The organism is Micromonospora sp. C97 (assembly GCF_018070385.1).
In the GTDB taxonomy this organism is placed as follows: domain Bacteria; phylum Actinomycetota; class Actinomycetes; order Mycobacteriales; family Micromonosporaceae; genus Micromonospora; species Micromonospora parva.
Genome location: NZ_JAGPXU010000019.1, coordinates 34,991 through 54,652 on the forward strand (window position 1 = coordinate 34,991; position 19,662 = coordinate 54,652).

The 19,662-nt window shown below is 70.0% G+C and carries 18 protein-coding genes, 1 tRNA gene and 1 riboswitch; of the genes, 11 read left to right on the forward strand and 8 right to left on the reverse strand.

All coding sequences use genetic code 11. From position 1 onward, the window contains the following. Positions 1–76: 76 nt before the first annotated feature. The 5 genes from KBX26_RS22420 (at position 77) to KBX26_RS22440 (ending at position 6,348) form a co-directional block, all read left to right on the forward strand. On the forward strand, positions 77–340 hold the full coding sequence (locus tag KBX26_RS22420) for a cell division protein CrgA (RefSeq protein WP_030331997.1): 264 nt from the start codon (positions 77–79) through the stop codon (positions 338–340). 204 nt (positions 341–544) lie between these two features. Further along, a complete protein-coding gene (locus KBX26_RS22425) occupies positions 545–2,743 on the forward strand; it encodes a (Fe-S)-binding protein (RefSeq protein ID WP_030331998.1) in 2,199 nt (732 codons plus the stop codon). A 104-nt stretch (positions 2,744–2,847) separates the two neighbouring features. Next, positions 2,848–4,173, forward strand: a complete 1,326-nt coding sequence (locus KBX26_RS22430; RefSeq protein WP_247680960.1) for a hemolysin family protein — start codon at positions 2,848–2,850, stop codon at positions 4,171–4,173. Continuing rightward, entirely contained in the window at positions 4,166–5,167 is a 1,002-nt protein-coding gene (locus tag KBX26_RS22435) for a hemolysin family protein (protein WP_030332002.1), read from the forward strand. Before KBX26_RS22430 ends, KBX26_RS22435 begins: the two co-directional genes overlap by 8 nt. Before the next feature lie 167 nt (positions 5,168–5,334). After that, the gene (locus KBX26_RS22440) at positions 5,335–6,348 is read left to right on the forward strand and encodes a C40 family peptidase (RefSeq protein ID WP_245233623.1); all 1,014 of its coding nucleotides are present in this window, start codon (positions 5,335–5,337) and stop codon (positions 6,346–6,348) included. 55 nt (positions 6,349–6,403) lie between these two features. Here the strand turns inward: KBX26_RS22440 and KBX26_RS22445 are convergent, their stop codons facing one another. Continuing rightward, the gene (locus tag KBX26_RS22445) at positions 6,404–8,386 is read right to left on the reverse strand and encodes an N-acetylmuramoyl-L-alanine amidase (protein ID WP_210866360.1); all 1,983 of its coding nucleotides are present in this window, start codon (positions 8,384–8,386) and stop codon (positions 6,404–6,406) included. 235 nt (positions 8,387–8,621) lie between these two features. Further along, positions 8,622–8,757, forward strand: a riboswitch (cyclic di-AMP (ydaO/yuaA leader). A gap of 13 nt (positions 8,758–8,770) precedes the next feature. Here KBX26_RS22445 and KBX26_RS33070 point away from each other — a divergent pair. Next, positions 8,771–9,811, forward strand: coding sequence for an NlpC/P60 family protein (locus KBX26_RS33070; RefSeq protein ID WP_030332007.1), 1,041 nt, complete (start codon positions 8,771–8,773; stop codon positions 9,809–9,811). A gap of 57 nt (positions 9,812–9,868) precedes the next feature. On the opposite strand, the gene dcd is transcribed toward KBX26_RS33070, so the two are convergent. Continuing rightward, positions 9,869–10,447 carry a dCTP deaminase gene (gene dcd / locus KBX26_RS22455; protein ID WP_030332009.1) on the reverse strand — a complete coding sequence of 193 codons (579 nt, stop codon included), beginning with the start codon at positions 10,445–10,447 and terminating at the stop codon, positions 9,869–9,871. Positions 10,448–10,546: 99 nt separating this feature from the next. Here dcd and KBX26_RS22460 point away from each other — a divergent pair, with 99 nt between their 5' ends. Together KBX26_RS22460 and KBX26_RS22465 are read left to right on the forward strand one after the other, a co-directional pair. Continuing rightward, positions 10,547–11,104 carry a pyridoxamine 5'-phosphate oxidase family protein gene (locus KBX26_RS22460; RefSeq protein WP_030332010.1) on the forward strand — a complete coding sequence of 186 codons (558 nt, stop codon included), beginning with the start codon at positions 10,547–10,549 and terminating at the stop codon, positions 11,102–11,104. A gap of 260 nt (positions 11,105–11,364) precedes the next feature. Then, positions 11,365–11,438 (forward strand) — tRNA-Gly (locus KBX26_RS22465). A 199-nt stretch (positions 11,439–11,637) separates the two neighbouring features. On the opposite strand, the gene KBX26_RS22470 is transcribed toward KBX26_RS22465, so the two are convergent. Continuing rightward, positions 11,638–12,924 (reverse strand): DUF11 domain-containing protein, encoded by a 1,287-nt coding sequence (locus tag KBX26_RS22470; RefSeq protein ID WP_210866361.1) that lies wholly within the window; start codon positions 12,922–12,924, stop codon positions 11,638–11,640. A gap of 313 nt (positions 12,925–13,237) precedes the next feature. Here KBX26_RS22470 and KBX26_RS22475 point away from each other — a divergent pair, with 313 nt between their 5' ends. Then, on the forward strand, positions 13,238–13,771 hold the full coding sequence (locus tag KBX26_RS22475; protein WP_051708459.1) for a SigE family RNA polymerase sigma factor: 534 nt from the start codon (positions 13,238–13,240) through the stop codon (positions 13,769–13,771). Further along, complete coding sequence (locus KBX26_RS22480) at positions 13,761–14,843, forward strand: hypothetical protein (RefSeq protein WP_210866362.1); 1,083 nt, start codon at positions 13,761–13,763, stop codon at positions 14,841–14,843. The genes KBX26_RS22475 and KBX26_RS22480 overlap by 11 nt, the downstream gene beginning before the upstream one ends. Before the next feature lie 45 nt (positions 14,844–14,888). On the opposite strand, the gene KBX26_RS22485 is transcribed toward KBX26_RS22480, so the two are convergent. From KBX26_RS22485 to KBX26_RS22500, 4 genes are all read right to left on the reverse strand, one after another. Next, the gene (locus KBX26_RS22485) at positions 14,889–15,455 is read right to left on the reverse strand and encodes a 2'-5' RNA ligase family protein (RefSeq protein WP_210866363.1); all 567 of its coding nucleotides are present in this window, start codon (positions 15,453–15,455) and stop codon (positions 14,889–14,891) included. A 13-nt stretch (positions 15,456–15,468) separates the two neighbouring features. Continuing rightward, positions 15,469–16,407, reverse strand: coding sequence for an LD-carboxypeptidase (locus KBX26_RS22490; protein WP_247680964.1), 939 nt, complete (start codon positions 16,405–16,407; stop codon positions 15,469–15,471). A 147-nt stretch (positions 16,408–16,554) separates the two neighbouring features. Further along, a complete protein-coding gene (locus KBX26_RS22495; protein ID WP_210866365.1) occupies positions 16,555–17,952 on the reverse strand; it encodes a WD40 repeat domain-containing protein in 1,398 nt (465 codons plus the stop codon). Beyond that, complete coding sequence (locus KBX26_RS22500) at positions 17,949–18,452, reverse strand: SigE family RNA polymerase sigma factor (protein WP_210857705.1); 504 nt, start codon at positions 18,450–18,452, stop codon at positions 17,949–17,951. Before KBX26_RS22500 ends, KBX26_RS22495 begins: the two co-directional genes overlap by 4 nt. 176 nt (positions 18,453–18,628) lie before the next feature. Here KBX26_RS22500 and KBX26_RS22505 point away from each other — a divergent pair, with 176 nt between their 5' ends. Further along, on the forward strand, positions 18,629–18,970 hold the full coding sequence (locus tag KBX26_RS22505; RefSeq protein ID WP_245233624.1) for a glyoxalase/bleomycin resistance/extradiol dioxygenase family protein: 342 nt from the start codon (positions 18,629–18,631) through the stop codon (positions 18,968–18,970). A 25-nt stretch (positions 18,971–18,995) separates the two neighbouring features. On the opposite strand, the gene KBX26_RS22510 is transcribed toward KBX26_RS22505, so the two are convergent. Beyond that, positions 18,996–19,640, reverse strand: a complete 645-nt coding sequence (locus tag KBX26_RS22510) for a dihydrofolate reductase family protein (RefSeq protein ID WP_210866366.1) — start codon at positions 19,638–19,640, stop codon at positions 18,996–18,998. Between the last annotated feature and the right edge of the window lie 22 nt (positions 19,641–19,662).

Here is a 19,662-nt window from a genome sequence, read left to right on the forward strand (position 1 = left end):
CATTATTGGCCATGGACCGTCGCCCCCGCGCCCGGTTGTCAGGCCGGACGAGGTCGTCACCCCTCTGGAGAGCGCCGTGCCCAAGTCTCAGGTCCGTAAGAAGAAGGTGTACACCCCGCCGACGGACGTCCGTCCGACGACGACGGCGTCGTCGCGCAAGCCTAGCCCGGTGTGGTTGCCGGTCACCGCGGTCGCCTTGATCGTCGTCGGGATCGGCTGGCTGGTGCTCTACTACCTGTCCGAGCAGGAGTACCCGGTCATGGCGTGGGGTTACTGGAACCTCGCCGTCGGCTTCGGCGCGATGGTCGCTTCGCTGGCCTTGCTCTCCCGCTGGCGTTGATCTGGCAGGCCGTCGCGTCGGCGGTCTCACGTCACCCGTCGAGCCCCTGCCCGGCAGGATCGGGCGGGGCCCCCTATGGTGTGCGCAGGCAGCGTGGCCTACTGCGAGATGACTCACGTTACCGCTGGGTAACCTTCGCGTAGGCTGCAGTGCATGACCGAGCAGAGCGAGGTCATCAGGCAGCAGACCGGGGAGGCCAACTCGATGGGCAGCGTCCAGATCGTCACCACGATCCTCGCGGCCGCCATCACCGCCGTGGCGGTGTGGCTTGCGGTACGCGCGGTCATGAAGATGACGGCCGTCATCCGGCTCGGGCAACCCGCTCCGGAGCGGTTCTCCGACAAGGGCGCCCGTACCAGGACCATGCTGGTGGAGACCGCCGGCCACACCCGAATGCTCAAGTGGGGCGTGGTCGGTGCGGCGCACTGGTTCGTGATGGTCGGCTTCATCGTGCTGTCGCTGCTGGTGCTCGAGGCGTACTTCGAGGTGGTCACCCCGACTGGCGGGCTGCCGATCATCGGGCACTGGACGATCTTCGGCCTGGCCACCGAGATCATCACCGTGCTGGGCCTGATCGGCATCCTGGTGCTGATGGTGATCCGGTTGCGCAACCGGCCGACCCGGCCGGGCGGGCGGTCCCGGTTCACCGGATCGACGATGTGGCAGGGCTACTTCGTCGAGTGGATCGTGCTGCTGGTCCTGATCTTCGGCCTGCTGATCCGCGGCTTCAAGGTCGCCACCGACCACTTCGAGTACCCGCTCTGGGCCACCCCGGTCAGCCACGCGGTCGGCGCGGTGCTGCCCGACTGGTCGGACGGGGCGAGCGTCGCCGCGCTCATCAAGATCGCCATCTCGATGACCTGGCTGATCGTCATCTCGCTGAACGTCACCATGGGTGTGGCCTGGCACCGTTTCCTGGCGTTCCCCAACATCTTCTTCAAGCGGGAGCCGGCCAAGCCGGCCGGCTCCGGTCTCGGCGCGCTGCGCCCGATGACGAGCCAGGGCAAGCCGCTCGACTTCGAGGAGGCGGACCCGGAGAAGGACCAGTTCGGCGTCGCCCACGTCGAGCAGTTCAGCTGGAAGGGCCTGCTCGACTTCAGCACCTGCACCGAGTGCGGCCGCTGCCAGTCGCAGTGCCCGGCCTGGAACACCGGCAAGCCCCTGTCGCCGAAGCTGTTGGTGCTGAGCCTCCGCGACCACGCGTACGCCAAGGCGCCCTACCTGCTGGCCGGCGGCGGCAAGGACCTGACCGGCGAGGAGAAGGCCACCCAGGCCCAGCTCGCGCACCTGGACGTGCTGGCCCTCGCCGAGGCCGACAAGCCGCTGATCGGCACCGCCGAGGAGGGCGGGGTCATCGACCCGGACGTGCTCTGGTCCTGCACCACCTGCGGTGCCTGCGTCGAGCAGTGCCCGGTGGACATCGAGCACGTGGACCACATCGTCGACATGCGCCGCTACCAGGTGCTGATCGAGTCGAGCTTCCCCTCCGAGGCCGGCGTGATGCTGCGCAACCTGGAGAACAAGGGCAACCCGTGGGGTGCGCCGCAGAACACCCGCGAGGACTGGACCAAGGGCCTGGACTTCGAGGTGCCCCGGGTCGGCGAGGTGGACGACTTCGAGTACCTGTTCTGGGTCGGCTGCGCCGGCGCGTTCGAGGACCGGGCCAAGAAGACCACGCGCGCGGTGGCCACGCTGCTCAACGAGGCGGGCGTGAAGTTCGCGATCCTGGGCGAGGGCGAGACCTGCTCCGGTGACCCGGCACGACGGATTGGCAACGAGTTCGTCTTCCAGATGCTGGCCCAGCAGAACGTGGAGACGCTGAACGAGGCGTTCGAGGGCCGGGACAAGACCAAGCGCAAGATCGTCGCGACCTGCCCGCACTGCTTCAACACCCTGGGCAACGAGTACGGGCAGCTCGGTGGCGAGTTCGAGGTGGTCCACCACACCCAGCTGCTGGCCCACCTGGTCGCCACCGGCAAGCTCACGCCGGTGCAGCCGGTCGACGGCGGGGTCACCTACCACGACCCCTGCTACCTGGGTCGGCACAACCGGATCTTCGCGGCCCCCCGCGAGGTCCTCGGCGACGCTATCGCCGGTGACCTGACCGAGATGCCGCGCAACAGTGAGCGGTCCTTCTGCTGCGGTGCCGGCGGCGCCCGGATGTGGATGGAAGAGAAGATCGGCAAGCGGATCAACGTGGACCGGGTCGAGGAGGCCATGGCCACCGGGGCGAAGACGGTCGCCGTCGGCTGCCCGTTCTGCTCGACCATGCTGAACGACGGGGTCAACGGCAAGGGCGCCGGCGAGCAGGTCGAGGTGATCGACGTGGCGAGCGTGCTGCTCCGTTCGGTCAAGCCCGAGCAGCCGCAGGGCGGCAAGGAGACCGCGCCGATCGGCGGCTGAGACGCGTACCTCCGGGTTCTGAAACATCGACGGCGGTGGCCCCTGCGGGCCGCCGCCGTCGTGCAAGAATCTCGCCGAGGTGACGCGACATCGACGGCCTACTCTTGACGACGTTGTTGCCCCTGGTCGGTTTCGTAGCGCTGACCGCGGGCAACGCGTTCTTCGTCGCGGCCGAGTTCGCCCTGGTCACCGTCGACCGGGCGGAGATCGACAGGCGGGCCGTCGCGGGCGACGAGGCCGCCCGGACGGTACGCGCGGCGCTGCGCGAACTCTCCTTCCAGCTTTCCGGGGCGCAGCTCGGCATCACCATCACCGCGCTGCTCACCGGCTACCTGGCCGAGCCGGCTCTGGCTCGCCTCTTCGCCCCGTTGCTGCGCCCGATCGCCGGCGACAACACCGGGCGGCTCACCCCGTTCCTCGCGTTGGCCCTGGCCACGCTGATCTCCATGCTCTTCGGCGAGTTGGTGCCGAAGAACGCGGCGCTGGCCCGGCCCATGCCGGCGGCGTTGGCCACGGCCGGCCCGATGCACGCGTTCTCCCGGACGTTCGGCTGGTTGATCCGAGGGTTGAACGGCTCGGCGAACCGCCTTGTCCGGGCACTCGGTGTAGAGCCGCAGGAGGAGTTGGCCAGCGCCCGCTCGCCGGAGGAGCTGGGCCTGCTGGCGGGCATCTCGGCGCGGGCCGGGGCGCTGCCCACCGACACCGCGATGCTGCTGCGTCGCACCATCCGCTTCGGTGACAAACGGGCCGCCGAGGCGATGACTCCCCGAGTGGACGTGGTAGCGCTGCGCGTCACAGCCACCGTGGCCGAGCTGCTGGAGGAGTCGCGGCGGACCGGGCGGACGCGGTTCCCCGTGTACGAGGAGACCCTGGACCTGGTGACCGGCGTGGCCGCCGTGCCCGACGCCCTGGGTGTGCCGCTGGCCGACCGGGCGTCGACGACTGTCGGCTCGGTGGCCCGCGAGCCGGTGTACGTGCCGGAGAGCCTCAACCTGGACGGTGTGCTGGCCGCGCTCAAGGCGGCCGGGGCCGACCTGGCCATCGTGGTCGACGAGTACGGCGGCACGGACGGTGTGGTGACCGTCGAGGATCTCGTCGAGGAGTTGGTCGGGGAGATCGCCGACGAGTTCGACCCGGCGAGCGTGGACGACGACGGGTCGGCCGAGCTGACAGTGCCGGGCGGGGAGCGCACCGTGCTGGTCGACGGGGTGCTCCGCTCCGACGAGTTGGCCGAGCAGACCGGCTTCCGGCTGCCCGAGGGGCCGTACGAGACGTTGGCCGGGTACCTGATGGCCCAGCTCGGGCACATCCCGCTCGCCGGTGAGACGGTCGAGGCGGACGGGTGGGAGTTCACAGTGGTGGAGGTGGAGCGGCACCGGATCGAGCAGGTCCGGGTGGTGCGCCCGGCGGATCCGGACGACGATGACTGAGCTGCTGGTGACAGTGCTGCTGCTGCTCGGCAACGGGTTCTTCGTGGGCAGCGAGTTCGCGCTCATCGCGTCCCGTCGGACGGTGATCGAACCGTTGGCCGCCGGGTCGAAACGGGCCCGCTGGGCGTTGTCGGCGATGAACCAGATTCCGTTGATGATCGCTGGCGCGCAGCTCGGCATCACGGTCTGCTCTTTGGGGCTGGGGGCGATCGCCGAACCGGCGCTGGCGCACCTGCTGGAGCCGCCGTTCCACGCGATCGGCCTGCCGGAACGGGCGGTGCACCCGGTGGCGTTCGTGCTGGCCCTGGGTGTGGTGGTCTTTCTGCACACGGTCGTCGGTGAGATGGTGCCGAAGAACATCACGCTGGCCGGTCCGGAGGTCTCCGCCCTCTGGCTGGGGCCGGCGATGCTGGCGTTCTGCGTGGCCACCAAACCGTTGCTGCTCGCGATGAAATGGGCGGCCCGGCGGGTGCTCGCATTCTGGCGGATCGAGGCGTCCGAGGCGGTGAAGACGGTGTTCACCGCCGAGGAACTGGCCGGGTTGGTCTCCCAGGCGCGGACCGAGGGGCTGCTCGACGCGGAGCAGCACGCGCGGATCACCGGCGCGCTGGCCCTGCACGACCGCACGGCGGCGGACGCGCTGCAACCGTGGTCGACGGTGGTGACGGTGGCCGAGGACGTCTCGCCGGCGTCGCTGGAGGTGCTGGCGACCCGGACCGGCCGGTCCCGGTTTCCGGTGGTGCAGCGGTCGACCCGCCGGGTGCTCGGCTTTGTGCACGTCAAGGACGTGCTCGGGTACGCGGGGCAGGGTCGCCGGTCGCCGGTACCGGCCGACGTCTACCGGCCGCTGGCCGTGGTGCCGCCGGAACGTACGCTGGCCGACCTGCTGTTGGCCATGCGTCGGGAGCGGCGGCACATGGTGCTGGTCAGCGACGGGCGACGACCTCTCGGTGTGGTCACTCTTGACGACGTATTGACCGCAATCGTTGGGTGATGGGCCAATACCCTTGGTGTGCAAGCGGTTGCACGACAGTGATGGTTACTGCGCCCGCCTTGATTACCGCTGCGCGCTTCCCTAATGTGGGGCACCGACCGCTGTGGGTCGTCTGCCTCGGCCCTTCCCTCACGCGAGGCGCCCGGCGGTCGGTTGCAAAGGAGTCGGTGCCGGTGGCAACCATGCCCCCTCATCGTCACGACCTGAATGCGTCTGCTCGCTCTGGTGGCCTGCGCCGCGCCGCCCATCGGGTGCTGGTCCTGGTCGCTGCTGCCGCGGTCGGCGCCGGTCTGCTGACCGCGCCGGCGCATGCCGCGCCCACGGTCGACGAGATCGAGGCGCAGATCGACAAGAAGTGGGAGCAGTTGGAGCCCACCATCGAGCAGTACAACAAGGTCCGGGCGCAGTTGAAGGTCAACCGGAAGAAGTCGGCGGACCTGCAGAAGAAGATCGAGCCGCTGGCGCTGCAGAGCGAACTGGCGCTCAACCGGGTCGGCGACCTCGCCTCCCGCTACTACATCTCGGGCCCGTCGCACGACATCGGCGCGCTGCTGGTCAGCGCCAAGCCGGACACGCTCACCGAGCAGCTCACCATCCTCGACCGGCTCGCCGCGCAGGAGCGCAAGGAGGTCGAGGGTGTGCTGGCCGTGCGGGCCAAGTACGACGGCGAGAAGCAGAAGCTGGACGCGCTGATCGTCACCCAGACCAAGCAGCAGAACGATCTGTCGGCCAAGAAGAAGCAGATCGACGCCGAGATCAAGCAGCTCGAGGCGTCGATGCCGAAGACCACCGTCAAGACCGCGGCCTGCCCGACCATCAACGGGGTGGTCAGCGAGGCGGCCCGTACCGCTATCAAGACCGCCTGCGGGAAGGTCGGCAAGCCGTACGTCTGGGGTGCCACCGGCCCGAACTCGTTCGACTGTTCGGGGCTGACCCAGTACGCCTACAAGGCGGCGGGGATCTACCTCACCCACCACACCGGTGACCAGTGGAACGAGGGCAAGGCCATCGCGCGGGCCGACGCCCGCCCCGGTGACCTGGTGTTCTTCTTCTCCGGCCTGAGTCATGTCGGGCTGTATCTGGGCAACAACCAGATGGTGCACGCGCCCCGCGCCGGCAAACCGGTGCAGGTGTCCAGCATCACCACCATGCCCATCGCCGGGTTCCGCAGACCCGGCTGATCCACCAGACGCGACACGACGGCCCCCGGTCACCGACCGGGGGCCGTCGTGGTTGTCAGCGGGGCGCGCCCACCGGGGACGGCAACAGCTGCACGTCGGCGAGGTCGACGTACATGATCCGGTGGCCGAACTGGATCTGCGCGTAGCGGTTCTTGCCGCGGATCACCGTCCAGTCACCGGGCGAGGAGCCGTCGAACGTGCTGGCCCGGTAGTACTCGCCGGCCAGCACCGCGCCGACGGCGTACCGCTGCCCGGCGGCCAGGGTGTACTGCAACGGCGAGATCGTCTGGTACGGCACCCCCTCCGGGTACGCCGCCTGCTCCGGGTACGCCCGTCCGTACACCGGGATGGTGGCCCGTCCGGGTTTCGGGGTGGCCACGACGCCGACGGTCCAGCTGGCGGTCGGCGCGGACGGCGGGTTGTGGAACCAGGCCCGCTGCCCGAGGTACCAGATCGCCGTCCAGTCGCCCTGCCGGCCGGCCAGCGCGTACGTCTGCCCGGCGGAGGCCCGGGCCCCGTGGTCGGACACGGCCATCGTGTTCGGGGTGCCGTCCGGGCGGAGCGCGACGTCGTTGACCAGCGGCGCGTCCGCGGACGGTGCGCTCCGGAGCACCACCGCCGAGGAGCCGCGCGGTGCGCACGGCACGCCGGCGGTGACGCAACCGGTGAACGCCGGCTGGTTGGTGGCGTAGTCGGGGTCGATGCGGACCAGCCCGGTGGCCGGGGTGCCGGTGTCCAGTCGGGGTGCGTGCAGCAGGTCGAAGTAGTGCGTCCAGTCCCAGTACGGCCCCGGATCCCAGTGCATTCCCCGCACCGTCGAGGCGACGGTACCGGGCACGTTGTCGTGGCCGATGATGTGCTGGCGGTCCAGTGGGATGCCCAGCCGCAGCGCCAGGTGCCGGACCAGCTTCGCCGAGGTCCGGTACATCGCCTCGGTGTACCAGGTCCCCTGCGCCGCGAAGCCTTCGTGTTCCAGCCCGATCGACTTCGCGTTGACGTACCAGTTGCCGGCGTGCCAACCGACGTCCTTGGTCTTCACGTGCTGGGCGATGTGCCCGTCCACCGAGCGCAGCGAGTAGTGCCAGCTGACGTAGGTCGGATCCTGGACGAGTTGCAGGGTCGTCGCCCAACTCGCCTCGGTGTCGTGGATGACGATGTATTCGATCTTCTGCCGGGCGGGCCGGTCGGAGAGGTCGTGGTTGCCGTAGTCCCCGTCGCCGAACGCCTCGTAGGGTGCCGGGATCCACTCGCACGAGATGGTGCGGGGGCACTCCACCCCGTCCGGGCGGGCCAGCCGGCGCAGGCCCAGCCGGTCCAACCAGGAACGCTCGGGCCGTACCGCGCGGGCCGGCAGGGTGATCCGCTGGCCGTCGTCGGTCACCCGGGACTGGCCCGCGCCGATGGTGGTGAAGACCTCGTCGGCGAAGGCCGCGGCGGCGTCGGCGCTGTCCGCGCCGGAGTAGCGGGCCACCGCGCCGTACCAGGCGGCCGGGTTGGTGTCGGCGCCGACCGGGGCGTCCAGCTCCCGTTGGTACGCGCTGAGCAGCGCCGCCCCACCCCGGATGTTGAGGCCCGCGTCGGTGCGCAGTGCCTCGGGGGCGACGCCGGTCAGCGTGGCGGCGGCGTCCACGGTCTGCAACGCGGCGGTGGACGGCGCGGGGGCCTCGACCGGTCGGGGCGCGGGCACCCGGGCGGGACGCGAGTCGTCGCCGCGCGGGTCCTCGGCACCGGCGTCGTGGTGACCGCGCCCGGGTAGGGCGGCCACGTGCCGGGCGTCGGTCAGGTGCATCGGGCCGTAGCCGCCACTGGTGCTCGGTGCGCCGGCGTTGGTGTCCCAGCGGGACTCCAGGTAGGAGACGGCGAGCAGCACGACTGTCGGCACCCCGTACTCGGTGGCCGCGGCGGCGTACTGCTGCTGACGGTCGGTGGTGGACGCGGCGGCGGCCGGGCCGACGGAGAGTGGCACCGTGGTGGCGGCGGCGACCACGGCGGCGGCGAGCAGTGCGCGCCAGCCCGTCGACAGGGTTGGATGGTGCATCGAACCCCCTAGATTCTCGCGGAGTGAGGTCAGGTCACCATCGCGCCGTCCGGGAGGTCAGGTCAATACCTTTCCATCTATCGAAGCGTGGGGAAAGAATTCTTCACACACGGTCGGTGACCTCGTCCAATCGGTACGGAGTGTCACGGCCGTGCGGGTTGCGGATCGGTAACAAGCGTCTCTACTCTGGTCATTCGTCGGGCCGACAGCAGCTCCGCCCAGCCCGGGCGGTAACGGACCGACACCGCCGAGTCGTTTCCGAGCGAACCGGGGACCCAGGTCCCTCGGGGTGAATCCGCAGCCACTGCGGTAGGGCGCCGACTTCCCGCCCGAACCCGTCAGCTAACCCGGTAGGCGGTCAGGAAGAAGGAGTACGGAACCCCGGTGGCACTCCATGCCCCGCGGCCGTCGTCCGAGCGGTCGGCATCAGCCGGCCCGACGTCGATCGTGCCGCGCCCACGCTGGTCCCGCTTCACCACCGCACTCGCCGCCCTGGCCGGCGTCGCCGTCGTCCTGACCGGCAGTGCCACGGCGGCCCACGCCGACCCGTCGGTCGCCGAGATCGAGCGCCAGATCGACGCCGACTGGAACAAGCTCGAACCGATCATCGAACGGCACAACGCCACCCGCGCCGACCTCGCCGCGAAGCGCAAGCAGGCCGACGCGCTGGCCGCCCGGATCACCCCGCTGGAGCGCCAGGTCGACGCCGCGATGGACAAGGTCAGCGCCCTGGCCGTACGCGCCTACAAGGGTGAGAACGTGTTGACCGTCAACGCGGTGCTGGGCAGCCGGTCGCCCAGCGAGGTGGTCGGCCAGCTCGAGATGCTCGACCGCTTCGCGCACAACCAGCAGAAGGACGTACGCGAGGTCGCCGACCTGCGCGACCAGCTGGCCGCGCAGAAGGCGCCGCTGGACGAGATGGTGGCCCAGCTGACCCGCACCGAAGCTCAGCTGGCGGCGAAGAAGAAGCAGATCAACGAAGAGATCGACCGCCTGCAGAAGCTGCGCCTCAAGGTGTACGGCAACGGTGGCGGTGGCCCACTGCGCCCGGCGCCCTGCCCGGGCAGCTACCCCGGCGGCGGCGCGGGCACCGCTGTCAAGTTCGCCTGCGCCCAGATCGGCAAGCCCTACGTCTGGGGTGCCGAGGGTCCGAACTCGTACGACTGCTCCGGGCTGATGCTGGCCGCCTGGGCGAAGGCCGGCGTGTCGCTGCCACACAACGCCGCCGCGCAGAGCCGCGTCACGAAGAACGTCAGCAGGGGCGACCTGCGCCCCGGCGACCTGGTCTTCTACTACAGCGACATCCACCACGTCGGCATGTACGTCGGCGGCGGCTGGGTGGTGCACGCCTCGCAGGCCGGTCAACCGGTCAAGATGAAGAAGGTCGACGACGGCCCGATCCACAGCTACGGCCGACCGGGCTGACCCGGGTGACGAGAGGGCCCGCCGCGATCCGTCGCGGCGGGCCCTCGTCGTCGTGGTTCAGCGGGTGGGCCAGGTGCGCCAGTGCTGCCAGGCGCGGCTCGGCGTCGGCCCCCGCTGGCCCTGGTAGCGCGAGCCGTAGACCACCGAGCCGTACGGGTGCTCGGCCGGCGAGGAGAGCCGGAAGATGCAGAGCTGCCCGATCTTCATGCCGGGCCACAGGGTGATCGGCAGGTTCGCCACGTTCGAGAGTTCCAGCGTCACGTGACCGGAGAAGCCCGGGTCGATGAAGCCGGCGGTGGAGTGGGTGAGCAGCCCGAGCCGGCCCAGGGAGCTCTTGCCCTCCAGTCGGCCGGCGAGCTGGTCACCCAGCGAGATGACCTCCAGCGTCGAGGCGAGCACGAACTCCCCGGGGTGCAGCACGAAGGGCTCACCGTCGGGGACCTCGACCGCCGAGGTCAGGTCGTCCTGCTGCATGGCGGGATCGATGTGGGTGTAGAGGTGGTTGTTGAAGACCCGGAACAGCCGGTCGAGTCGGACGTCGATGCTGGACGGTTGGACCAGGGTGGGCTCGAACGGCTCCAGGCCCAGCGTGCCGGCCTTGATCTCGGAGACCAGGTCGCGGTCGGAGAGCAGCATCGGACCACCATAGCCGCGTTGCCGAAAGTGCCCGGATTCGGTGCCGGTGACCAGCGCGTCGAGGTCGCTGCTCGTACATTTGTTCGATAGAATGCTCACATGGCTTCCTGGTCCGAATTCGCCGCCGACGAGCCCCGACTCGCCGACGGGATCCGCGTTCTCCTCCAGCAGTACGGGCCGGGCTTCGGCTATCTGGCCACGGTCCGCGCCGACGGCGGGCCCCGCGTCCATCCGGTCTCCCCGGTCATCACCGCCGAGGGGCTGTTCTGCTTCATCATCGACTCGCCCAAGCGCCGTGACCTCGAACGGGACGGCCGCTACGCGCTGCACTCGTTCCCGGCCGAGGAGAGCGACGACGAGGCATACGTGGCAGGGCGGGCCCGTCCGGTGACCGATCCGGTCCGGGTGGCGCAGCTGGCGCAGAGCGCCCGCGCCGAGCCGCAGGTCGACTGGCGGCTCTTCGAGTTCACCATCGACGTGGCGATGCTTACCCGCCGTGAGCAGCACATCGCGGGCGTTCCCGGCCTCGCGCCGGGTCGGCCGGCCGTGCGGGTCTGGCTCGACCCAAACGCCCCGTCGGCGGTGGCCACCCCGTTGGCCGTCCCGCCGACGCGCCCGACCCGCCTCAGCCGTGACGTCCAGTGCACGGCCGCCTGACCACGACTGGAAGATCATCGGTGTCGGCTCCGTCCTCACGGAGCCGACACCGGGCTGTACGTACGCCCGCCGCCGGCACCCCGCATGATCAACTCGGTTTCCGTGAAACCGCGGTATCCCGGCGCTTCGGACGCCCCGATTTTCAGCAAGCCGAGTGGATCAACCCGGGTCGGCCAGGGTTGTGCGGTATGCGGACACCCGCGGCTGGCGGGGGTACCTGGGTGCACGGGCTCGACGACTCGGGTACAGTGGTGCCGCTTGCGGGTGTAGTTCAATGGCAGAACATCAGCTTCCCAAGCTGACAGTGCGGGTTCGATTCCCGTCACCCGCTCCACGCGAAGGGCCCTGGTCAGGACGAGAGTCCCAGCCAGGGCCTTCGACGTTTCTCAGGCCACGAGCACCCGGCGGACCATCCACGGGCCGGTAGCCAGAAGGTCGAGCGGACACCGTGCCGATAGGCCCACGACGAGATCCGGGCGGCCCGGCCGCAAAGGCCGGACCGCCCCGGTGCGCCGAAACGGCGCCGAGGAATATCAGCAGGTCTGGATCCAGCGTGATCTGACGCCCGCGTCCAGCGTCACCTCGTCACCCGTAGCTACGGTGACCCAGTCGGTGTGGCCGTAGTTGGCGCCACCGGTCTCGTTCCAGTAGTAGATCAGGTCCGAGTCGATCGAGTCGATGAACTCGTGCGGGTCGTACACGTGAAACTGCACCCGGTAGGTGCCCGGGCGGACGTACGCCGTGAAGGTGCCGTCGGGGTTGATGGTGGTCAGCCCGCCGGAGCCGGACGAGCCGGGTTGCGTCGCCACCTCGATGCGGTAGATCCCTTCGTAGCCGACCGGGGCGCCCACCTCGCACGTGTCCCACACGCGGTTGTTGTTGCCGTCCACCCAGACGGTGCCGCGGACGATCGCCCCCTGCTCGACCGTGACGGTATGCCGCGCCGTGTTGTTCTCCAGGGTCGTCTCCGGCAACGTCGTCGCCGCGGTCGCCTCCATCGTCACGACGTCGCCGACGGTGGTGGAGGTGAGGATCCCGCCGTAGTACAGCTGCTCGCTCGTCTCGCCCGGCCACAGCGGGCTGTGGATGCAGCGCCAGCCAGTCCGGCCGTCGGCGACGCCGTCGCCGAACGCGCAGTCCCACCCCTCGCTCGACATCTCTGAGCCCTGCATTCCGGTCGGCACCGGGATGGTGACGGTCACCTCGCCCGAGGGGGAGTTCCCGGAGTTCCGGAGAGACGTGGAAACATTGACATACTCGTTCGGGAGGAGCTGCTGGCTGGTTGCGGCGGGCACGAACTCGAGGTCCATCGTGCTGGGGATGTAACGCACGCTCGCCTGGCCGATGTTGTTGGCGGTCGACGACTCCGTACCGGTCTTCGCCGTGGCGGTGACGGTCACCGCGTCTCCAGCTGTGCCGGGCGGGAGCCCGAACGGCAGGTTCAGCGTGTCGGCGATCTCGCCCGCGGCCAGAGGGGCGTGTACGCAGGTCGCGGTGCCCTGCAGGTCACAGCTCCAGCTCGGCGGGATCACGAACCCGTCGGAGGAGAACCAGGCGCCCGCCGGCAGCGTGAACGCCACTGTCACATCCTGGCTGGCCTTCGTGCCGGAGTTGCGTACGTCGAGGGTCAGGGTCGACCAGCCACCGCTGGCCGGCACCTCGACGGTGTCGACGGAGGCGGCGACCACGAGGTCCGCCCGGGAGGGGGCGGCGCCCGCCGGGCCGGTGGGCAGCAGGCCGGTGGCGAGCCCGGCCAGCGCGCCGACCAGGAGACTGCTACGGAGCAGGTGCTGGCGGTTGGAGCGGAATTGAACGGACATCAGGTCCTAACGTCGGAGGGGATCGACCGGGCCAGCAGCCCGGTCCTCGGGATCGTCGGCGTCCATCCGATAGAGCGCCAAGATCATGACCATCGTTACGTCGGCGCGGGCGGGCTCCCGAATAGCCATGGGCCATCCACGGGCCACAAGGTCGTGCAACCAGGGGTCAAACCAGGCCACCCGCCTGCGATGTTGTTGCGGTCAGCAACGCCAGCAACCCCCGGCGGCGCTACAAGACCGCGAAGACCTCGCCCTTCCCGCGTTAACCTCGCTGGTCTCCCAGAGCGTTCAGGTGGTGGGAGGGACACACACCATGCAACGACCCCGGGAACTGGCACCGCCGGAGGGCTTCGCCGAGTTCGTCGCGGCGCGCTCCGATGCGCTGCTGCGTTCGGCCTGGCTACTCACCGGTGATGCCGGGCGGGCCGAGGACCTGTTGCAGACGGTCCTGGCGGATGTCTGGCGGCGCTGGGCCACGATCAACAGCGCCGGGCATCCCGAGGCGTACCTGCGCAGAGCGTTGTTCACCACCTACGTCTCCTGGTGGCGACGGCGCTGGCGCAGTGAGGTGCCGAGCCAGCCGCCGGACCAGCCCTCACGTGGCGACATGGCCGGGGAGTCCGCCGACCGGGACGCCGTACGCCGCGCACTGGCCCGGCTGAGCCGGCAGCAGCGGGCGATCGTGGTGCTCCGCTACGTCGAGGACCTGACGGTGCAGCGGACAGCGGAAGTGCTCGGCTGCTCGCACAACACCGTAAAGGTGCAGGCTTTCCGCGCTTTACGGATTCTGCGTACCGATCCGGATCTTGAATTGTTCGCCGCCTGGAGGTCGCGAAGTGACGCATGAAGATGAGGACATCAGGCTTCTGCTGACCAGCGCCGTTCCGCCACTGACACCGCCACCGGACCGGGTCGTCGAAGTGGCCAGGCGGGTCCGCCGGCGCCGGCAGCGCCTGATCGGAAGCGCAGCGCTCGCCGTGGCAGTGGTCGTTGGCCTGGGCGTCGGAGGGGCGCAGATATTCAACGGCGTACCTTCACCGCACACGGCTGCCGATTCCGCCGGTCAGGGGCGGTGGACATCGTGCGTGGAGGCCGCACCGGAAATGGTCACGCGCGGCTTCCGTGTCCCGACCAGCGAAGCAGCCGCCCTGCCCCGTCTCGGCGATGACTTCATCCCCACCACGGTCGTCGTCTGCAGGGTGGAGCGTCCTCCTGTCCGGCCCGACTGGCTTTTGACGGAGCGGCGTAGCGATGACGCCACCGCCCTCGCCGCCCTCGTCGCCGCCCTCCGCCGGCCCGACGCGCCGGATAATCCCGGCTTTGCCTGCAGAGCGGTCCTGCAGGAGGCACCCTGGCTCGCGCTCGTTGACGCGGACGGCCGGTGGATGCGGCCCGGCATACCACTCGATTCCTGCCACGACAATCTGCCGGACGATTTCCGGGCAGCGTTCGATGCTCTACCGCTGACCATCGTGGCGACCCGTCCGGTCGCCGAGAGCGATTCGGCCAGAGCGGGTTGCAGCCAGCGCGAGGTCAACATGACATCCTTGGTGGCCGACCGTGAAGCCCGTGCCCTGCCAGAGCCGTTCCCCGCTGGGCAGCAGGTCCGCCTCTGCGTCTACTACGTGCCGAAGAGTAGGCAGGGGAACGGCGAGCCACTCGGCGAGTTCGCGCACGGAACGGTGCTGCCGGAGGACCAACGAGCGGCGATCGAGGGTGCGCTGCGGGCGTCTCGACCGGCGAACCCGTGCAGCACCCGTGCGAGCCGGTTCGCTGTGCTGATCCCACTGACCACCAGCGAGCCCCGCACCTACGTCGAACTCGACGGCTGCCGCCGAATCACCGTGCGAGTCGCTCCCGACCAACGGACCATCGGACAGGGCGACGCCGCGCTGATCGAGCTGATCGACAAGCCGTGACCTGTCGGGCGAGGCATCCGGGGATGTCCGGGCCGCGCCTCGACGTCAGGCCGAGACCGCCTGGAGACCCGTACCAGTTGCCGCTGGGGGTGGGCCCAACGGGAACTCACCGACGGTGCGCCACGGGCTGACGTCCGGTGTGCCGGCGATCAGCCGGACCCCGTCGACGGCCGCGTTGATCGGCAGGTACGCGGCGACGGTTTCCGCCGCGTGGGTCAGCACGGGCTTGTCGGCGTCGTGACCGATGGTCAGGTGCGGCACCACATCGCTGTGCGCCCCGCCGTACGGGGGTGCCTCAGGAAACCGTCGCCACACTGCCCCGGTGAGGTCGCGGAAGGGCCGATGTGGCTGCGGAGCAAGCCAGAGGACCGTGTCACCGAACCAGTCGACGTGCGTCAGTGCGACGTCGAACCGAGGTATCCCGGCGATGGTGTCACGCAGCGCGGCCAAGGCCCGCTCGTCGATCTGCTGCGGTGGCAGGAACGGGTAGAGGACTGTCACGTGCGCCGGCACACCCCACGAGGCGGCCCGGTCGAGTGATGCCCGGAACCTGCCCACCGCCTCCTCGGCCTCGGGGATCGGCACGATGAGCGCCGTCTGTGTCGGCTCCATACCCTGCGACTCCCTATCGGTAGTCGGCGAAGATTCGCCGTTGCACGCCATCGACGGTGACCGGGCCGCCGTGGGGAAGGATCCACTGTGGTCTGGTGTGGCCGAACGGGACGCCGACACAGACGACCGCCTCGGGGTTGTAGCGGGTCACCACGTCGACGACCGTGTCCCGCTGCTGCTCACGAAGCCGTGCCCGATCCTCGGCCGCGGGTCGACGGCTGTGGTCGGAGACCGGCGGACGGGCGACCACTACCGCGTCAACGGCGCTGAGAAGACCGCGCTCACCGAGTGATCGGACGATCCAACCGACCTCGCGGGCGGGAAGGAGCTCTTCCGACGTCTCAATGAGCAGCACCCCGCCCTGTAGGGCCTCGGGAGGAAACGGGAAGCGTCCCGCCGTCAGGATCCACTGGATGACCTCCAGGCAGCCACCCCAGGTGCGGCCGGTGACCGAGCGCGACGGCCCGTACCAACTCCACGGCTGCGTCGGTTCGCGCTCGCCGAAGGACTTCAACGCCTGCGGATCTGCCCAGTCGATGCCGATGTCCTCGGACTCACCCGGATCGGTGATCTCCAGCCGTTCCCCGGTGAGCAGTGCCGCTCGCAGCGACCGGACGTGGACGTCGTCAACGGCAGGCCCGGGGCCGAGGTGCACCTGGGACGACCCGCCGTAGAAGCTGGCGATGCCGAGGCCCCAGAGCCAGTGGTGCAGGTTGGTGTTGTCGCTGGTGCCGAGGAACGGCTTCGGGTCGGCTCGGGCCAGGTCGGCGTCCAGGTGAGGGATGACGGTGATCTGGTCGTCGCCTCCGATGACGGCGAGAATGCCGCGTACCTGGGGGTCTGCGAAGGCGGCGTTGATGTCCGCCGCCCGCGCTGCCGCGCTCGCGCCCACCTGGCGGGTGGTGGGGTATTCGACCGGTACGAGACCGGTCAGGTCGGCGAGCCGTCGCATTGCCTGTTCGTGGATCGCCGGATAGGCGCCGGCCGCGGCGAAGGACGGCGAGAGGACCGCGAGGTGGTCCCCGGGGCGGGCTTTTCGAGGACGAACGAGCTCATGCACCATGTCGAGATCCAACAGTTCTGCCCGCCGCTCCGCACCTCATTTCGGGTCGGGCCCGCGGGCCCGACGGACCCGCCGGTCGTCGAGCCAGAGTGCCAGCCCACGGCGGTTGCGGTAGACGACGACGCCGGCGACCACCACGGTGATCAGGATCGTCCAGAACCAGAATCGGCCACCCAACCCACCGGCCGGGTCCGCGGCGCGTGTGCGACCGGCGCTGATCACAGTGTCGGCGACGTCGACGGCGAGGATCTGCTCCGGGGCGGTCATCACTGTTCGTGGCGCGCTGGCGTCGGGCGTCAACGCCAACACCCGTACGCCGCGCACGTTGGGGTAGGCGGTGCGTTGGTCCAGCTCCAGCGGCTGGTCGAACCGGTCCGGGCTGAGGGGCTCGGGCTGGTAGGCGACCACCAGCGCGGACCCGTCCGGGCCCCAGCCGAGCAGCCGGATGGCGGTCACGCCGGTGACGCCGGGCACTGGCAGCGGTGCGGTGTTCCGGCCGGTGGCGCTGTCGACCCGGCGCAGGCTCCAGTCGGTGCTGCCGGCCTTCCGGCTGATCAGCGTCAACGCCCCGTCCGTCGTCCACGCCCCCTTGCCGGCCAGCCAGCTCTCGGCGGGCAGTTCGAAGGTGGACACCGTCCGGCCGTCCGGGTCGGCGACCGTGACGGTCCGACCGATCTGGTACGCGAGCCGTCCACCTCCGGGGGCGAAGGCCACCGACGAGCCGAAGATCGGCTGTTGAGCGGCGTCAGCCAGCTGGGTCCAGCGTTCACCGTCGAGCGTGACGATGCTCAGCACCCGCCGGTAGCCGCTGCGCGTCGGGTCGGTCGGCACGGTGTCGTCGACCACCAGTTGCCTGCCGTCCGGGGACCAGGCCCTGGGGCTCGTCCCCACACTGTTGGTGACCTTGCTGTGCAGTCGCCGGGTACGACCGGTGACGAGGTCGATGAGATCGACCCGGCCGTCCTCGGAGAGGCCGGCGGGCCGGGCCACGTACCGGCCGTCCGGCGAGAGGATGACCTGCTCGCCGACGGGTGCCTCGTAACCCATCGAGAAGATCCGGTAGCGGTCGGAGTCGGCGCTGACCACGCCGACGATGCCGTCCTCGTCCCAGCCCTGGAGACGTCGCGCCTGCCCGCTGAAGATGACCGACGCGGGCCCGAGCCGGGGTCGGTCGGTGGCGTGCAGCGCACCGAGCGGGGGCAGCGCGATCCGGTCGGGTAGTGCGGCGTCCGCGCCGGCCGCCGGATCCACGACAGGGGTACGCGTCAGCGGGAGCACCGCCCCGGTCAGCGTGGCGAGCACGAGCACCACGACAGCCGCGACGACGGCGCGGCGGCGGGAGCGGCGGGCGGTGGCGAGCGCTCGTTCGTAGACCGGATAGGCGGGGACGTCGGCCGCGGCGGCGTGCAGCGTCTCGCGGAGTCGGTCGGTCACTGATGGCTCCTCTCCACCGTCGGGTCGATCAGGTCGAGGGCGGTCGCCCGCAGCCGGCGGATGGCGTCGTGGCCGTGCCGCTTGACGGTGCCGACCGAGCAGCCGAGCACCTCGGCAGCCTGGGCTTCGGTCAGGTCCTCGTAGAAGCGCAGCACGATCACGGCGCGCTGGCGAGGGGTGAGCCCGCGCAGCGCGTGCAGCAGACTCAGCCGCAGGGCTGTCGTCTCGGAGTGGTCGTCGCCGGGCCGGTCGGTGGGTTGTGCCTCCAGGCGTTCGGTCAGCCGGCGCCGCCGCCACCAGGAGACCTGCTGGTGGTACATCACCCGCCGCACGTACGCCTCGGGGTCGGTGTCGCGGATCCGCCGCCAGTGCCGGTACGTCCGGGCCAGGGCGCTCTGCAACAGGTCCTCGGCGAGTTGATGGTCGCCGGTGAGCAGGTAGGCCGTCCGGGACAGCGCCGGCGTGCGGTGCACCACGAACTCGTGGAACGTCTCGGTCATCCCCACCCCCTCGCCAGGTAGAACGCCACCTGTCCCGGAAATGGTTGAGGCCGGGGTGAGTCTGGCCGGCAGATGATGACACCTGCCGGGATCGACGGCGGTGGTTCCGGCTGGGCCACGGCAGCGGCTAGGGTCCGGCGTGGAGGTGGTCCGTGTTCACCGAAGCCTTTCCGATCGTGACGACACCTGACCTGCCACGACTGATCGCGTTCTACCGGGACGTGGTCGGTTTCGAGCTGACCTACCGGTTCCCGGACGAGGGCGTGCCGGAGTTCGTCGCGCTGCGACTGGGCAGCAGCGAGCTCGGCCTGGCCGCCAACCCGGAGGCTGGCGAGCCGGCCGAGTCGCACCGCTGGGAGTTGTGCGTCTACGCCGACGACTGTGACGCGGCAGTGGGTGCGCTGCGCACTGGTGGAGCGACGGTCACCGAGGAGCCGGTCGACCAGCCCTGGGGTGAGCGCTCCGCCCGGGTCACCGACCCCGACGGCAACCGGTTGCTGGTGCTGGCCCGGCTGTAGCCGACAGTGCCGGCCAGGAGCGCTGTCATCGTTTCCAGAACAGGAGGTGGGTGACTCCGCTGGGGCTGGGCACCGACTCGAGGTGGAAGCGGTCGAGCAGTTCGTCGGGGCTGTCCCACAACCGTTCGCCCCGGTGCAGGTCGACGGGTGCGACGGCGATGTGCATCGTGTCGACCAGGTCGGCCTCGAGGAACTCACGGATCGTCGCCACCCCGCCACCGAGGCGGACGTCCCGACCGGCGGCTGCCTGCTTCGCCCGTGTCAGCGCTTCGGTCGGGCTGGCGTTGAGGAAATGGAACGTGGTGTCGGCCAGTGTGAACGACGGGCGTTCGTAATGGGTGAGCACGAAGACCGGTGTGTGGAACGGCGGGTTGTCCCCCCACCATCCCGTCCACTCGTGGTCCTTCCAGGGGCCACGTTGCGGGCCGAACTTGTTGCGACCCATGATCTCCGCGCCGATGTTGCACTCGGCGTCGCGGGTCAGGTAGTCGTCCAGGCCGCGACTGCCGCCTGGCTCGGTGCGGTACACGAAGCTGGCGGTGGCGGCACGCCAGGAGAACAGTGGGGTGGGGTCCGCGTGACCGAAGGGGCGTTCCAGGCTCTGCCCCTCTCCGGTGCCGAACCCGTCGCGTGAAACGTTGAAGCACTGCACCCGCAACAGCTGTGACATGGTGTTTCCTCCTTTCCGGTCG

Excerpts from the sequence above, each read along its gene's own strand:
- KBX26_RS22445 (WP_210866360.1), bottom strand. The coding sequence starts at position 8,386 with ATGCACCATCCAACCCTGTCGACGGGCTGGCGCGCACTGCTCGCCGCC.
- KBX26_RS22510 (WP_210866366.1), bottom strand. The coding sequence starts at position 19,640 with ATGTCACAGCTGTTGCGGGTGCAGTGCTTCAACGTTTCACGCGACGGG.
- dcd (WP_030332009.1), bottom strand. The coding sequence starts at position 10,447 with ATGCTGCTCTCCGACCGCGACCTGGTCTCCGAGATCAAGGCCGGCACG.
- KBX26_RS22425 (WP_030331998.1), top strand. The coding sequence starts at position 545 with ATGGGCAGCGTCCAGATCGTCACCACGATCCTCGCGGCCGCCATCACC.
- KBX26_RS22435 (WP_030332002.1), top strand. The coding sequence starts at position 4,166 with ATGACTGAGCTGCTGGTGACAGTGCTGCTGCTGCTCGGCAACGGGTTC.
- KBX26_RS22490 (WP_247680964.1), bottom strand. The coding sequence starts at position 16,407 with ATGCGACGGCTCGCCGACCTGACCGGTCTCGTACCGGTCGAATACCCC.
- KBX26_RS22470 (WP_210866361.1), bottom strand. The coding sequence starts at position 12,924 with ATGTCCGTTCAATTCCGCTCCAACCGCCAGCACCTGCTCCGTAGCAGT.
- KBX26_RS22500 (WP_210857705.1), bottom strand. The coding sequence starts at position 18,452 with ATGACCGAGACGTTCCACGAGTTCGTGGTGCACCGCACGCCGGCGCTG.
- KBX26_RS22460 (WP_030332010.1), top strand. The coding sequence starts at position 10,547 with ATGGCTTCCTGGTCCGAATTCGCCGCCGACGAGCCCCGACTCGCCGAC.
- KBX26_RS22485 (WP_210866363.1), bottom strand. The coding sequence starts at position 15,455 with ATGGAGCCGACACAGACGGCGCTCATCGTGCCGATCCCCGAGGCCGAG.
- KBX26_RS22475 (WP_051708459.1), top strand. The coding sequence starts at position 13,238 with ATGCAACGACCCCGGGAACTGGCACCGCCGGAGGGCTTCGCCGAGTTC.